This window comes from Aurantivibrio plasticivorans, assembly GCF_055392955.1.
Map to the genome: position 1 here is coordinate 2,747,949 of NZ_AP036020.1, position 14,268 is coordinate 2,762,216.

Annotated in this window: 15 protein-coding genes; 3 read left to right on the top strand and 12 right to left on the bottom strand. The window is 48.9% G+C overall.

The window, feature by feature from the left end; all coding sequences use genetic code 11:
* Positions 1-164: 164 nt before the first annotated feature.
* The 7 genes from ACZ5NB_RS12330 to zapE form a co-directional block, all read right to left on the bottom strand.
* Positions 165-575, bottom strand: a complete 411-nt coding sequence (locus ACZ5NB_RS12330; RefSeq protein ID WP_460233919.1) for a ClpXP protease specificity-enhancing factor — start codon at positions 573-575, stop codon at positions 165-167.
* A 94-nt stretch (positions 576-669) separates the two neighbouring features.
* On the bottom strand, positions 670-1,308 hold the full coding sequence (gene sspA / locus ACZ5NB_RS12335) for a stringent starvation protein SspA (protein WP_460233920.1): 639 nt from the start codon (positions 1,306-1,308) through the stop codon (positions 670-672).
* A gap of 135 nt (positions 1,309-1,443) precedes the next feature.
* A complete protein-coding gene (locus ACZ5NB_RS12340; protein ID WP_460239075.1) occupies positions 1,444-3,516 on the bottom strand; it encodes a ubiquinol-cytochrome c reductase in 2,073 nt (690 codons plus the stop codon).
* Positions 3,513-4,115 (bottom strand): ubiquinol-cytochrome c reductase iron-sulfur subunit, encoded by a 603-nt coding sequence (gene petA, locus ACZ5NB_RS12345; protein WP_460233922.1) that lies wholly within the window; start codon positions 4,113-4,115, stop codon positions 3,513-3,515. Before petA ends, ACZ5NB_RS12340 begins: the two co-directional genes overlap by 4 nt.
* A 254-nt stretch (positions 4,116-4,369) precedes the next feature.
* Positions 4,370-4,759, bottom strand: a complete 390-nt coding sequence (rpsI, locus tag ACZ5NB_RS12350; RefSeq protein ID WP_460233923.1) for a 30S ribosomal protein S9 — start codon at positions 4,757-4,759, stop codon at positions 4,370-4,372.
* Positions 4,760-4,782: 23 nt separating this feature from the next.
* Positions 4,783-5,211: a 50S ribosomal protein L13 gene (gene rplM, locus ACZ5NB_RS12355; protein WP_460239076.1), complete on the bottom strand. Its 429-nt coding sequence runs from the start codon at positions 5,209-5,211 to the stop codon at positions 4,783-4,785.
* A gap of 151 nt (positions 5,212-5,362) precedes the next feature.
* Positions 5,363-6,472, bottom strand: coding sequence for a cell division protein ZapE (zapE, locus tag ACZ5NB_RS12360; RefSeq protein ID WP_460239077.1), 1,110 nt, complete (start codon positions 6,470-6,472; stop codon positions 5,363-5,365).
* A 266-nt stretch (positions 6,473-6,738) separates the two neighbouring features.
* Between zapE and ACZ5NB_RS12365 the strand changes: the two genes are divergently transcribed.
* Entirely contained in the window at positions 6,739-7,275 is a 537-nt protein-coding gene (locus ACZ5NB_RS12365) for a Z-ring associated ZapG family protein (RefSeq protein WP_460239078.1), read from the top strand.
* 45 nt (positions 7,276-7,320) lie between these two features.
* The gene (locus ACZ5NB_RS12370; RefSeq protein WP_460239079.1) at positions 7,321-8,532 is read left to right on the top strand and encodes a S1C family serine protease; all 1,212 of its coding nucleotides are present in this window, start codon (positions 7,321-7,323) and stop codon (positions 8,530-8,532) included.
* Positions 8,533-8,546: 14 nt separating this feature from the next.
* On the opposite strand, the gene hisD is transcribed toward ACZ5NB_RS12370, so the two are convergent.
* The 5 genes from hisD to ACZ5NB_RS12395 form a co-directional block, all read right to left on the bottom strand.
* Positions 8,547-9,857, bottom strand: coding sequence for a histidinol dehydrogenase (hisD, locus tag ACZ5NB_RS12375; RefSeq protein ID WP_460239080.1), 1,311 nt, complete (start codon positions 9,855-9,857; stop codon positions 8,547-8,549).
* A 33-nt stretch (positions 9,858-9,890) separates the two neighbouring features.
* Positions 9,891-10,526: an ATP phosphoribosyltransferase gene (gene hisG, locus ACZ5NB_RS12380; protein WP_460233929.1), complete on the bottom strand. Its 636-nt coding sequence runs from the start codon at positions 10,524-10,526 to the stop codon at positions 9,891-9,893.
* Positions 10,527-10,552: 26 nt separating this feature from the next.
* Positions 10,553-11,815 (bottom strand): UDP-N-acetylglucosamine 1-carboxyvinyltransferase, encoded by a 1,263-nt coding sequence (gene murA, locus ACZ5NB_RS12385; protein WP_460233930.1) that lies wholly within the window; start codon positions 11,813-11,815, stop codon positions 10,553-10,555.
* Between the two features lie 116 nt (positions 11,816-11,931).
* Entirely contained in the window at positions 11,932-12,174 is a 243-nt protein-coding gene (locus ACZ5NB_RS12390; RefSeq protein ID WP_460233931.1) for a BolA family protein, read from the bottom strand.
* 125 nt (positions 12,175-12,299) lie between these two features.
* Positions 12,300-12,959 (bottom strand): MlaC/ttg2D family ABC transporter substrate-binding protein, encoded by a 660-nt coding sequence (locus tag ACZ5NB_RS12395; protein WP_460233932.1) that lies wholly within the window; start codon positions 12,957-12,959, stop codon positions 12,300-12,302.
* 223 nt (positions 12,960-13,182) lie between these two features.
* On the opposite strand from ACZ5NB_RS12395, the gene ACZ5NB_RS12400 reads away from it, so the two are divergent.
* Positions 13,183-14,151 (top strand): calcium/sodium antiporter, encoded by a 969-nt coding sequence (locus ACZ5NB_RS12400; protein ID WP_460233933.1) that lies wholly within the window; start codon positions 13,183-13,185, stop codon positions 14,149-14,151.
* Positions 14,152-14,268 lie beyond the last annotated feature (117 nt).

Below are 14,268 nucleotides of genomic sequence, written 5' to 3' on the forward strand. Positions count from 1 at the left end.
CGAAATGCACCAGGTCGTCATTCGCCTATTGGGCACTGCTTCACCCGAAGCGGACAGCTCTAACACATGGCTTGCTTTAATCAACAGGCCACAGCCATTCCGAACAGCCAACCATTTATTGGCAGTTTCCGTGGGATCTAACTTTGAATTGAGCGCAGCGAAAGTTACTTCACTACTTTTAACGATGGACGCTTGCTAGTTAGCGGTCTAGTCGGCCCTGGATCATTATCATTATTGGGAGGTTCGGGAGCGGGGTTGGTTTCTGGCTCAAAGATCATACCTTGACCGTTTTCACGCGCGTAGATGCCCAGCACGGCATGGCAAGGAACAAAAATATCGGTAGGTACACCACCAAATCTTGCATTAAACGTGACGCTTTCGTTGCTTAACAACAAATCACGAACTGCACTCGGTGCGATATTGAGAACAATTTGACCGTCTTTATTGACGAAATCTTGCGGAACAGCCACTCCATCAGCCATTGCATCAACCAACAAATACGGGGTGTTTTTGTTGTCGACTATCCACTCGTAAAGCGCGCGGATCATGTAGGGGCGACTGGAAGTCATTGACATGTTAAGAGGTACCCAAAGTAACATCAGACGGTGGGAGGAGTAGAGTAGCGCTAAAACCGCACTACCCTACGTTTTATGCCATTAGTTCAATTATTTAAACTAAACGCATCTCTCTTTCATATTCCGTTAGGCTCTCTTGAAAAGCCTCTCTCGCAAACATGCGCTCCATGTATGCTTCTAGCGGCTTGGTCTGTTTGCTAGAGGGCAAACGAATTCCCAGGCTTTCTAAGCGCCACAAAATCGGTGCTAAGCAACAATCCACAATGGTAAATTCTTCGCTCATGAAATAAGGCATTTCTTGGAAAATTGGCGCGATAGTAACCAGGCTATCCTGGAGTTCTTTGCGCGCTTTATCGACGGCCTCTTTGCTTTTACCGTTAATGATAATATCAACCAATGGGCACCAATCCTTTTCGATACGGTGCATCCACAAACGGCTTTGAGCACGGGCTACAGGGTAAACGGGAAGTAATGGAGGGTGCGGAAAGCGTTCGTCCAAGTACTCCATCATTACCTTCGACTCATAAAGCACCAACTCACGATCAACTAGCGTTGGCAGCGAATTATACGGATTCAACTCCGATAACTCTTCTGGCGTATCTTTAGGATCTACATCGATAATATCGACCGAGACGCCTTTTTCCGCTAGCACTATTCGGACGCGATGACTGTAATGATCGCGTCCATCTGAAAAATAAGTCATTGAAGAGCGCTTAGTGACGGCACCACTCATGTAGATCACCTTTTAACAAAAACCAATGGAGAGTTGAGAGACAAAAGGCGACACTCCATCACTGGAGGCCGCCTTGGTTCAAGTGGGTAACTATTTTTCCACTTTCGCTATTTCGCTATATTTGGTCGACAAAACTTAGTGAAGATCGCGCCAGTATTCACGATTAAGCAACAACGTGAATATTAGAAATACGCCCAAGAAGAGCAGGACGTAAACACCAGTATGCTTACGGTTTGCTGCACCTGGCTCGGCGACGTAGACCATGTAGTTCACAAGGTCATATATCGCTTGATCAAATTCTTCAGTGCTTAACGAGCCTTTTTCCCCGCCAGCCGCCAAGGTTCCACAAGATGTAGTGACTGGCTCACCATTCTCATCACGCACAGGTTTGCCATGAGAATCCACTTGGGGACCAGGAGCGCACTCTAGGAGGCCCTGCAATTCGACCATGACATGAGGCATAGCAACCTTGTCAAAAACACGATTATTTACACCAGTCGCTCGGCTGTCGTCCTTGTAAAAGTTACGAAGGTAAGTATACAACCACTCAGGGCGACGTAGACGAGCTTCTAGGGTTAAATCGGGTGGTGTTGCACCAAACCATGCTTTCGCTTTATCAGCAGGCATGGCTATGTCCATCAAGTTACCAATTTTACCTGTTTCGTTAGTGCTCAGGTCGTCAGGAACCAACGTATCCATCATGATTTCATGTGGAATCTCTAAATCATCCGCGACACGCTCGTAACGAGAGTACTTCAATGAGTGGCAACCAAAGCAGTAGTTGTCGTACCACTTAGCACCTCGCTGCAATGACGCTTTATCATCGAAGTTTGCTTCAAACTCATCACAAGGAATGGTGCCACACGCGTAAGCACTTTCCGCGCCTACAGCTTTCAATGGTAAGAACACCAATACAGCGAAGAGCGCTACGCCAGCCCACACGATGGGCAGAGGCAATCCTTTCATGCGCACGCGCTCTGGCTCAGGCAATGTCTTCTCACGACTTGTCCAGAATGGCATACCAATGAAGTAAGCAAAGTAAATCACGGTACAAATCTGCGCTAACGCTGAACGCTCTGCAGTGGGTGACTTCACACCTAGCACGCCCAAAATAACGAAAGCAGATGCAAATACGATCAGAGCAATTCGGCTGAACCAACCTTTGTAACGGATTGATTTCACTTTACTGCGATCTAGCCATGGCAATACGAACAAGATAGCAATGGCGGCACCCATAACAACGAAACCTAGGAACTTAGAGTTCAAAGGACCGATGTCAAAAGTTACTGCACGCAACATCGAGTAGAACGGTGTGAAATACCAAACCGGTGCAATGTGCTCAGGCGTTTTAAGCGGGTTCGCTTGCTCGAAGTTAGCGTACTCAATGAAGAAACCACCGAATTCAGGCACGAAGAACATCACATAGGAGAACGCCAACAAGAAGACCGCAACACCTACCAAGTCATGTACTGGCAAGTAGTATGGGAAGAACGGAATACCATCTTTAGGAATACCGTTTTCGTCTTTGTTCTTCTTAATTTCGATACCGTCTGGGTTATTTGAACCCACTTCGTGCAATGCCAAGATGTGCAAGAACACAAGGATGATCAACACGATTGGCAGAGCCACAACGTGAAGCGCGAAGAAGCGGTTAAGGGTCGCACCAGAGATCAAGAAGTCTCCACGGAACCAGATCGCTAAATCTTCACCGACAACAGGAATCGCTGCTAGCAAGTTCACAATTACCTGTGCACCCCAGTATGACATGTTGCCCCAAGGCAATACGTAACCGAAGAAGGCTTCGGCCATCAGCGCAACATAAATGAACATACCGAAGATCCACAGCAATTCACGTGGCGCACGGTACGAACCGTACATTAGGCCGCGGAACATATGCATGTAGACAACAATGAAGAACGCCGAGGCTCCCGTGGAATGCATATAGCGCAAGATGTCACCATAAGGCACATCACGCATGATGTATTCAACAGAAGCAAACGCGCCTTCAGCTGAAGGTTCGAAGTTCATGGTCAACCAAATACCAGTCAGTAGTTGGTTTACAAGAACAAGAAGAGAAAGAACGCCGAAGAGATACCAGAAATTAAAGTTCTTCGGAGCGTAGTATTTCGCCATGTGGGTATCCCATGCACGTTGCACAGGTAAACGGGCATCCACCCAACCCCATAAATCTAAAAGCCACTTACTCATGCGCTTGCCCCCTCTGGATCTTCACCAATGACAATCACGTTGTCGCTTTCGTAACGATAAGGAGGGACTTCTAGGTTAGAAGGCGCAGGTACGCTTTTGAATACACGTCCGGCTAAATCAAACTTCGAACCGTGACATGGGCAGAAGAAACCACCAAGCCAATCATCACCAGCACCTGGGAAGTTGATATCCCAGTACTGAGGCACACACCCAAGGTGAGTACAGATGGCCTTAAACACCATGATTTCAGGTTTGGTAGAGCGATATTCGTTGGTCGCGTAGGTTGGCTGCTTACTATCAGCTGCAGCGGACTGTGGATCAGCGACTTGTTCATTCATTTTTGTAATGTTTTCAAGTGCTGCCGCCGAACGTCGAACGATAAATACCGGGAAACCCCGCCATTCGACCGTCATCATCGAATCGGCCTCAAGTTTGCTGATATTAACTTTTACTGGCGCACCAGCAGCTCGCGCCTTCGCGCTTGGGTTCCAAGAACCCACAAATGGCACAGCGACCCCAACTACACCGGCAGCACCTACAACTGAGGTACCCACGGTAAGGAAGCGGCGGCGCTGGTTGTTGATGCCGTCATTACTCATGACGTTGCTCTCCCATTACAGCGATGAAATATAGATAACCTAACATCCGACTTTCGGAAACTTGCCGAAATACGGAAATATCCCCAAAAAAAGCCGCAACATGTTAAAGAAAATGACACCAAGAGACAAGGTAAACCCTTGTCAGTAGTCAGTTTTTTATCTCTGCGGCACAAATTTTAGGCACAAAAAAGCGCCCAGCCTGACATAGGCCTGGGCGCTTGAAGCTTTTGCATACCAATAGGGTAAATAACGTATTAACGTTTTGAGAACTGTGGACGCTTACGTGCTTTACGAAGACCCACTTTCTTACGCTCAACTTCACGAGCGTCACGAGTCACGTAACCAGCCTGACGCAACTCTGGGCGCAAGCTTTCGTCGTATGCCATCAATGCACGCGTCAAACCATGACGAATTGCACCGGCTTGACCGAAGCTACCGCCACCTTTAACCGTCACTTTGATGTCGAACTTCTCAGTCATATCGAGCAGTTCAAGTGGTTGACGAACGATCATACGCGCTACTTCACGACCGAAGTAATCGTCTAGTGAACGACCGTTAATGCTAATTGCACCAGCACCTTGCTGGATGAATACACGAGCTGTCGACGTTTTGCGACGGCCAGTGCCGTAATGTTGATCTGCCATGGTGACCCTTTCGCTGTCAGTGACTAGATGTTGAGTTCTTGTGGTTGCTGCGCAGCATGCGGATGCTCGCTACCAGCATAAATTTTTAACTTCTTGAACATCGCGCGGCCAAGCGGTCCTTTCGGAAGCATGCCTTTTACCGCTGATTGGATAACACGCTCAGGCGCTTTATCAACCAAGTCGTTAAAGTTAATCGATTTCAAACCACCTGGGTAACCAGTGTGGCGGTGATACATTTTGTCATTTGCCTTATTACCAGTCACACGGACTTGCTTGGCGTTGATTACAACGATGTAATCGCCAGTGTCTACGTGCGGCGTATATTCAGGCTTATGCTTGCCACGTAAACGGCTTGCAATTTCTGCAGCCATACGGCCGAGAGTTTTACCTGCGGCATCGACTATGAACCAGTCTCGTTTGACGGTTTCAGGCTTAGCACTGATGGTTTTCATGATAATTCTGCCTTACGAATGGGGCCTTCCCACAAAAGAGCGCGAATACTACATAAGCGGTTCATGGTTTTCAAGGACTAAATACGTTATTTCACAGGTATTTAGGGAACACGCTCAACGCACTCACGTCTGGGGACAAGCCTATAAATTATTAGGGTCTATGTGGTCGTGCCAGATACTCATGACTCTGCATCTCTAGCAAGCGACTCACCGTACGCTCAAACTCAAAAGCCAATCTGCCTCCTTGATACAAATCCGCTAATGGTACAGCAGCAGAAAGCACTAGCTTGACGTTGCGATCATAGAATTCATCGACAAGATTGATAAACCGCCGCGCCTGATCATCGATCTTTGCACTGAACTGAGGGACGCCAGAGACAACCACTGCGTGATACTCCCGCGCTATCTCAATATAGTCGTTTTGCGAGCGAGGGCCGTCGCAAATCGCCAGAAAGTCGAACCAAACGACATCCTCGGCCTCCTGTCGAGCCACAATGGGCCGCCCCTCAACATCCAGAGACGTATGCTCAGCGATATCAGCATGCTCTGGTACCAGGCTAACGAAGCTCCGCATCAAGCTCTGATCTGCATCTTCATCCAAAGGCGCATGATACAACTCGGCCTGTTCAAGGGCGCGCAAGCGATAATCTGTCGCACTATCGACATGTACAACTTTGGTGTGCTGCTGAAGCAAATCAATTGCCGGTAAAAAGCGCACACGCTGCAAGCCATCTTTATAGAGCCCTTCTGGCGCTATATTTGAGGTTGCAACCAGCGCCACACCTCTTGCAAAGAGCTCCTGCAACAAGGTCGCCAGCAACATTGCATCAGTTATATCCGAGACAAAGAATTCGTCGAAACAAATGATACGCGTTTCCCGACTAAGGCGTTCCGCCACTTGCTTTAACGGGTCCTGCTCTCCCGCTAACGACTTCAGCTCCTGGTGCACACGCCGCATAAACCGGTGAAAGTGCGCTCGCATTTTGTCTTCAAACGGCAAACTGTCGTAAAAGGTGTCCATTAAATAGGTCTTGCCTCGACCTACCCCTCCCCACAAATACAACCCTTGCACAGGAGATGAGACATTTCGCCCCGACCAATTACCCAACCAACGGCGAAAGCCTGTCACCGGAGGTGGCGCTTGCAATAGCCTGTCATAAAGATCTTGCAGATGCTCCACCACCATTGCTTGAACAGGGTCACGCTGAAAGCCAGGCCGCGCTAAGTCCTCGTGGTAGCGTTCAAGCGGTGATTGTGACATAAGTGGAACCATCTATTTCTGAGCGATCAAAAAGGGAACGGCAAACTAGTCAGCTCACGCCCGTCTTGTTGCCTGCAGACGGCGCGCACTTTAGCTGCTCGCTGATTTTTGAGCAAGACTTGTGGCAACAGGAAAATTCACCAATCTGCGACGACGAATGGTTTAGAGTTACCCCAGATCTCGTATAATACGGTCCAACAACCCACGGCATTGCAATGACAATCTACCCGTAACGCCACCTATCGCAGTCAATTAAGGAGCACCTTGTGAGTATAGGAACTGTTGTGTTTTTACTGCTATTCGCCTTCATCGCTGGCGGGGTTGTCGGCGCGCTGTTAAGCCAGCGAGTTGGGCCATCCAGTACTCAGCGAAAACTATTGGAGGAACAGCTCAAACAAGCACAACAGGAACTCAAAGACTACCAGGCAGAAGTCACCGACACTTTTGCTGAAACGGCAAAACGAGTCAACAAACTCACAGCAAGCTATAAAGACGTGCACGACCACCTAGCACAGAGCGCCATTAAGCTGACGTCTCCCGCTGTAGGACAGCAATTTTTAGAGACCAACAACAATGAACCTGCCTCAGCTGACAGCCCACCACCGGCCCCATCTGGCGATGAAGCCTCCAACCCAAATAGCGGCCCCAGTAGCGACCCCAGCAGAGACCTAAGTCGCGCTGCAGATGATGCAGAAGCAACCGCTGAGGCCGAGCCATCAGAGCAGGAAAAAGATGTCGCCAGTGCGCACACTTCCTCAACTGACAATGAAGAAACTAAAAGCAACGAAACAGAGAAGGCATAGCTAAATTGTTGAGCACATTCTATTTCCCTGCATCAGAGCAACACTATGCCTAAGTTTCTTAAGCGCTTCGTCGAGTTTTCCGCTTGGCCTGTTGCTGGCGGATTGTTAGTCGCTATTTTCATCATATTGGCAAAACCGGACTGGTTTTTCACGCACCAACACAACGACGCAAGCCAGCCTGCAGCGACTCTAACTCCTCAGCAACCCCTCACGCCCTCCTATGGCGTTACAGGCCCTGTTAGCTATGCTGACGCCGTAAACCGCGCAGCGCCGGCTGTAGTGAACATCTACACAACCAAGCCAAGACCACGCCACCCACTGTTGGATGACCCAATTTTCCGTCAGTACTTCAATTTCTCCGAGCCACCCGAGCAGCGCCGGATATTATCGTCTATGGGCTCTGGCGTTATTGTGAGCAATGAGGGATACATTCTCACTAACCACCACGTTATCAGTGGCGCAGATGAATATTTTGTCTTTCTTCAAGATGGCCGCCAAGTAGCCGCCACCGCAATCGGTGCGGACACCGATACCGATCTAGCGGTGTTAAAAATAGACTTGGAGGACCTCACCCCGATCAACATTGGTTACCCAGAGCAGATCCAGGTGGGCGATGTCGTGCTCGCGATTGGCAATCCATTTGGTTTCGGCCAATCAGTGACGCAAGGCATTATTAGTGCAACCGGACGCTTAGGCAAAACGCGCGACGGTGTTCAATCTTACATCCAAACTGACGCGGCCATTAATCCTGGAAACTCAGGCGGTGCATTGGTAGACGTCTACGGGAACTTGCTTGGTATCAACACTGCGATTATCGGTAGCCAGTCCGGTGAGTCTATTGGTATCGGATTTGCCATTCCTGCCAATACAGCCGTCGAGATTCTCAACGATATTATCGAGTTCAACAAATCTGTGCATGGCTACTTAGGTGTCCGCGCCAGACCACTCACCCCCAAAATGGCGCGCTCTCTAGGGTTAAGCTTTACCAATGGATTGATCGTAACGCGAATCGACCAAGAATCACCCGCTCACATCGCCGGGATTCTGCCTGGTGATGTAATAACACGCGTAAATAGTCAGCCGTTTGAGGAAGATGGCAGCTTAATGGCAAGAGAGATTGCTAAAGGCAAGCCTGGGGATTCAGTTGAAATTGAAGTATGGAGAAATGGCCAGCCAGGGGTTGTACTTGTAACACTTGGCGTTGCCAATTTGACCACAACCCGAGAGTCGAGCGACCAAGCCGCAAACGCCAAATAATTAATTGAAAGCAACTAGCTTTTAATCCGATATTCCGCCGAGCGAGCGTGCGCCTCAAGCGACTCCCCCCTTGCAAGCACAGAGGCTACTTTAGCTAACTCTGATGCTCCGGCCGGTGAGCAATTAATAATTGAAGAACGCTTTTGAAAATCGTAAACCCCTAGCGGCGAGCTAAATCGTGCCGTACCTGAGGTCGGCAGCACGTGGTTCGGCCCAGCGCAGTAGTCACCTAAAGCTTCCGGTGTATAACGTCCCATAAAAATGGCGCCAGCATGGGTGATTTTTTCTAAGGCCGCGTCCGGATTTTCTATCGACAATTCTAAATGCTCCGGCGCAATGCGATTACTCAGTTGAATCGCTTCGTCCAAATCCGCAACTTTAATGAGTGCACCACGAGCAGCTAACGACTGTGCGGCGATAGTACTGCGCTGCAAGTCCGGAATTAGTTTTTCTAGGCTGGCCTGGACACGATCGAGATAGCCCGCATCGGGAGAAATTAATATTGCTTGGGCGATTTCATCATGCTCAGCTTGCGAACAAAGATCCATCGCTATCCAGTCAGGATCGGTATTTCCGTCGCAAATCACTAATATTTCTGACGGACCGGCAATCATGTCGATCGCTACTTGGCCAAACACCTGACGCTTCGCTGTCGCCACAAAAATATTTCCTGGGCCAACAATTTTATCTACTCGCGGAATTGTTTCTGTCCCATAAGCCAATGCGGCAACCGCCTGCGCACCACCAACACGGACCACCTTATCAATACCAGCAATCGCGGCCGCCGCAAGCACAGCGTCGTTAATGACATCATCTGGTGTCGGTGAAACTAAGACGACTTCTTTTACTCCGGCAACTTTAGCAGGCATTGCGTTCATTAGAACCGATGATGGATATGCAGCCTTACCCCCGGGAACGTACAAACCTACGCGATCCATCGGCGTTACTTTTTGGCCGAGAATAGTTCCATCATCTTCTGTGTACTGCCACGTACTGGCGACTTGGTGTTGATGGTAGGTTTCTATTCTGGCAGCTGCCTGTTCTAAGGCGGAGCGCATATCCGCGGGGATTCGAGATAAGGCAGCCTGCAGCTCTGCAGATCCGATCACTAAATCGGCGACAGACGTTGCACTCATACGATCAAAACGATTGGTGTATTCAACGACGGCTTGGTCGCCACGTGTTTTAACATCGGCAATAATATTTTTTACCGTCTGCTCTACCTCATCCGCAACGCTGTCGTCGAATGAAACTAGTTCTGATAATTGCGAATCGAAATCCGCGTCGGCCGTGGAGAGGCGCTTAATCATGGAAGATGGTGACATAAAGTTTTCCAGCAAAGGATATAGACAACCTAGCTAGGCATTTGACCCAACGGCAGACTCAAACGCCTCAAGTAACGTTTGAATTTGGCTGTGCTTGGTTTTCATGGATGCCTTGTTGACGATAATTCTCGAACTAATATCCGCTATATGATCTCGCGGCTCCAAACCATTCGCTTTTAGCGTGTTTCCAGTATCAACAATGTCGACAATTTCATCAGCCAAATGCATGATCGGAGCCAGCTCCATCGCGCCATAGAGCTTAATAATATCGGCTTGACGACCTTGAGCAGCGTAGTATTGCTTAGCCACATTGACATACTTAGTCGCCACTTTGATTCGTCCGTGCGGTAACGACTTACCTTTTATGCCCGCTGTCATCAAGCGGCATTTTGCGATACCCAAATCTAAGGGCTCATAAATACCGTTAGCACCATGCTCTAATAATGTGTCCTTGCCGGAAACGCCTATATCAGCCGCACCAAATTCAACATAGGTAGCTACATCACTACCGCGCAAAACAACCAGGCTGACGTGCGGCAGGTTAGTCGGAAAAATTAATTTGCGACTTTTAGAAATATCTTCGACCGGCTCGATACCTGCTTTGGCAAGAATCGGCAAGGTCTCTTTAAGAATGCGCCCCTTAGTGAGCGCGATGATTAACTTTTCCATCTCTTCTTCGTAAGTTTTTGCTGAGATTAGTCTGGAACGCGACGAATGTTCGCACCCAACAATTGTAATTTCTCTTCAATACATTCGTAACCGCGATCAATATGATAGATACGATCAACGATGGTTTCACCTTGTGCGATCATACCAGCAATCACAAGACTAGCTGACGCACGCAGATCCGTTGCCATAACCGGCGCACCCTTTAACGACTCAACACCTTTAACAATTGCCGTATTGCCTTCCAGCGTAATATTTGCACCCATCCGGTTCAGCTCGTTAACCTGGATTAGGCGATTTTCGAAAATCGTTTCAGTCACAGCACCGGTGCCTTCGGCCACCGCGTTCATTGCAGTAAACTGAGCTTGCATATCGGTGGGGAACGCAGGATACGGTGCTGTTTTAAGGTTTACCGCTTTAGGACGGTTTCCCTTCATATCAAGCTCAATCCAATCAGGCCCAGTATTAATATGGGCTCCGGCTTCTTCAAGCTTTAACAAAACCGCTTCCAGAATATCTTCTCGTGTGCCCTTTAGCATAACGCGCCCGCGTGAGGCTGCGGCGGCAGTAAGAAACGTACCCGTCTCAATCCGGTCAGACATCACCGCGTATTCCGTAGCGTGAAGTCGCTCTACGCCATGAATTACCAGCGTCGCACTACCGATACCTTCGATATTGGCTCCCATGGCCACTAGGCAGTTTGCCAAATCAACGACTTCCGGCTCTCGCGCGGCATTTTCAAGTGTCGTTTTCCCTTCAGCTAACACAGCAGCCATCATTAGGTTTTCGGTGCCGCCAACCGTGACGGTATCCATAAATATATGGGCACCTTTTAAACGACCTTTACTGGTTGCTCGTATATAGCCGGAATCAACTTCGATAGTTGCGCCCATCGCTTCCAATCCGCGAAGGTGAATATCTACCGGGCGGCTACCAATCGCACAACCACCAGGGAATGACACATTGGCAGTCCCAAACCTCGACAATAGCGGTCCCAAAACCAAGATCGACGCACGCATTGTTTTTACAAGATCGTACGGTGCCGAAAAATCGGTGATCGTCGTAGGGTCAATTTCTACACGCATTTTTTCGTGAATCGTCACGCTAACACCCATGCAGCGCAGCAGCGCTAGCATCGTGGTGATGTCATTGAGATGAGGCAGGTTGCAGACGTGCATTGGACCATCGGCCAACAAGCTCGCAGCCAAAATGGGGAGGCCCGAGTTTTTAGCGCCGGAAATCCATACTTCGCCGTTTAAAGGGCCGCCGCCGGTAATAATTAACTTATCCATTGAAATCCTATTTTGCGTTTACTATGCCACTAGCCAATATCGTCCATGAAAAAAGACGCTGGGTGCAAATATCTGTGGGATCAGCTAGGTGAACTAATACTTGATGTCACGCGGAGTTATGCGTGTTCGGCTTGCCATTCGGCGGGGGTATAGGTCTTCATATGAACGGCATGGATAGTGCCATTGGAGATTAAATCACCAAACGCACCGTAGACTAACTGCTGCTTTTTGAGCGTATTTAGGCCCTCAAATGCCGTGCTGACAATCATCACGTTCACATGGGAGCCGTCTGTCTCCACCTGTGCGCGACAGCCAGGTATTTGATTTTCCAACAATTCTTGTATTTCAGAAGATTCCACAATTGGGCCTCATTAATTAAATCTATTAAGTTGTCTCTCGACTACGGTTGAAGCCAATGCTGGCAGTCGCGGTATTTTACCCTAGTGAACGCCATGCGCCTATGTGCGACTGCCATTGCAGCAGCTTATACCCGCCAATCAGCAATCACTTGATCGAGATTACCGGATTTTTGCATTGCCTGATCAAACTGATTGCGGAACGTTTTACCCAAATTAATTCCATTAAGAATCATATTGGTAATCTTCCATTCTTTATCGCGGTTTTGCTTCATAGAGAACGACAGAATATTCGTGGTATCACCACCTTGTACACGCAATACGACGCTTAAAGAGCGCTTGCCTGTCACATCACCTTCCGGGGGTAATACCTGGATGTCATGGTCAGCATATCCGGCCAACCCTTTACCATAAGTTGTCACCAAACCCTGCTGAAAGGTCTTAGCAAACGAGGCTTTTTGCGAATCCGAGGCCGATTTGACGTATTTCCCCATCACCCCTCGCGAGATGTAGCCAAAATCAACCACTGGCACTAACACAGCCTCGATCTCGGCGTAGTATTTTTCTGGGCCACCTTCTTGCTCTAACGATTCTTTCTTCTTGATCACGGCAATAAGGTCATTTTTGACATCTTCCGCTAGAACATGCGCCGTTGATGCACTCTCCGCATGGACTGTTGCTGCGCCCAATGCCAGCATAAACACGGCCATAACTGCACTGAGTAGAGACGCAACTCGGTTGACGTACATATCAGCACGTAATGATTTTTTAGCTTCAAGTAATATCATGTGTGGCTCCTTTGATTAGCTCACGAATTTCCAGTGCGAGTGCAGACCTCTATAGCTCGTCTCTCATTAGTCGCTTTAGAGGCTTCTGCTCGGGATAAGTTTTACCCACCAACGCGCATTTATCGAGATATTGCTGACTTTTTGCGGGCCGCACTATACCATTTGCGCCCCCTTTGCGGAACGAAGCCGCTTCACCATTCACAAAATCATCACGGGTTACTCTATGAGCGAACTAGTCTACGCTTGGCTAGCAGTCATTCTTGGTATCGCAGGCTTAGTTTGGAGTGCAGACCGCTTTGTTGCAGGTAGCGCCGCCATCGCCTCGAATTTCGGAATATCCAAGCTCGTGATTGGCTTGACGATCGTATCCCTTGGAACCTCTGCGCCAGAGATTTTGGTCTCTGTCAACGCATCGCTGGACGGCGAAGGAGCCCTGGCTGTCGGAAATGCTCTCGGCTCAAACATCGCCAATATCGGGCTGGTTCTATCAATTACCGCGCTAATCGCAGCCATCCCCATTCAAAAGCACATTCTTACCCAAGAGTTTCCAGCGCTGCTGCTTGTGACCTTGCTAGCCGGTGTATTTCTTTATGATCGGCAATTAGTACTATGGGAAGGCGCGGTGTTGATCGTGCTCATCATTCCTATCATCTACGCAATGATCCGTTACAAAAAGTCTCATCCAGAAGACGCAGAGGATGAAGACATCCCCAACATGAATAATGCGGCAGCCGCCATATGGTTTGTCATCGGGCTGGTGCTGCTAATCGCTAGTTCAGATGCGCTTGTTTACGGGGCAACGCGCATCGCCACCCACTTCGGGGTAAGTTCGCTGGTGATAGGCTTGACCGTCGTCGCTGTGGGTACCAGCCTGCCAGAATTAGCCGCATCAGTAGTGAGCGCGATCAAGGGCCATCATGACATCGCGCTCGGCAACATTGTCGGCTCTAATCTATTCAATATTCTGACGGTGATGTCGATCCCAGGGATTGTTGGCTTGGAAGCAATGGAAGCCTCTGTATTCACTCGCGACTACCTGATGATGCTAGGCCTAACACTTTTCCTGTTTGTAGCGGTAGTCATCGACTTCAAGCTCAAAGGCAAACGTGAGCACGGCCATCTGGGTAAATTGATTGGATCACTATTACTGTTGAGTTACATCGGATACTACGTGTTGCTTTTCAACTCTTAACAAGTCTTGGCGCTGTGCTGACTTTTACCGCCTAACGTTATAGCATGCGCCACGATCAAGGGTCGCTAGCGGGTAACCTATCGCGACCCGGAACAAAGGCCCAAGCTGCTTACCTAA

Excerpts from the sequence above, each read along its gene's own strand:
- ACZ5NB_RS12395 (WP_460233932.1), bottom strand. The coding sequence starts at position 12,959 with ATGATATTACTTGAAGCTAAAAAATCATTACGTGCTGATATGTACGTC.
- ACZ5NB_RS12340 (WP_460239075.1), bottom strand. The coding sequence starts at position 3,516 with ATGAGTAAGTGGCTTTTAGATTTATGGGGTTGGGTGGATGCCCGTTTA.
- murA (WP_460233930.1), bottom strand. The coding sequence starts at position 11,815 with ATGGATAAGTTAATTATTACCGGCGGCGGCCCTTTAAACGGCGAAGTA.
- rpsI (WP_460233923.1), bottom strand. The coding sequence starts at position 4,759 with ATGGCAGATCAACATTACGGCACTGGCCGTCGCAAAACGTCGACAGCT.
- rplM (WP_460239076.1), bottom strand. The coding sequence starts at position 5,211 with ATGAAAACCATCAGTGCTAAGCCTGAAACCGTCAAACGAGACTGGTTC.
- hisD (WP_460239080.1), bottom strand. The coding sequence starts at position 9,857 with ATGTCACCATCTTCCATGATTAAGCGCCTCTCCACGGCCGACGCGGAT.
- petA (WP_460233922.1), bottom strand. The coding sequence starts at position 4,115 with ATGAGTAATGACGGCATCAACAACCAGCGCCGCCGCTTCCTTACCGTG.
- ACZ5NB_RS12330 (WP_460233919.1), bottom strand. The coding sequence starts at position 575 with ATGTCAATGACTTCCAGTCGCCCCTACATGATCCGCGCGCTTTACGAG.
- sspA (WP_460233920.1), bottom strand. The coding sequence starts at position 1,308 with ATGAGTGGTGCCGTCACTAAGCGCTCTTCAATGACTTATTTTTCAGAT.
- zapE (WP_460239077.1), bottom strand. The coding sequence starts at position 6,472 with ATGTCACAATCACCGCTTGAACGCTACCACGAGGACTTAGCGCGGCCT.
- ACZ5NB_RS12400 (WP_460233933.1), top strand. The coding sequence starts at position 13,183 with ATGAGCGAACTAGTCTACGCTTGGCTAGCAGTCATTCTTGGTATCGCA.
- hisG (WP_460233929.1), bottom strand. The coding sequence starts at position 10,526 with ATGGAAAAGTTAATCATCGCGCTCACTAAGGGGCGCATTCTTAAAGAG.
- ACZ5NB_RS12370 (WP_460239079.1), top strand. The coding sequence starts at position 7,321 with ATGCCTAAGTTTCTTAAGCGCTTCGTCGAGTTTTCCGCTTGGCCTGTT.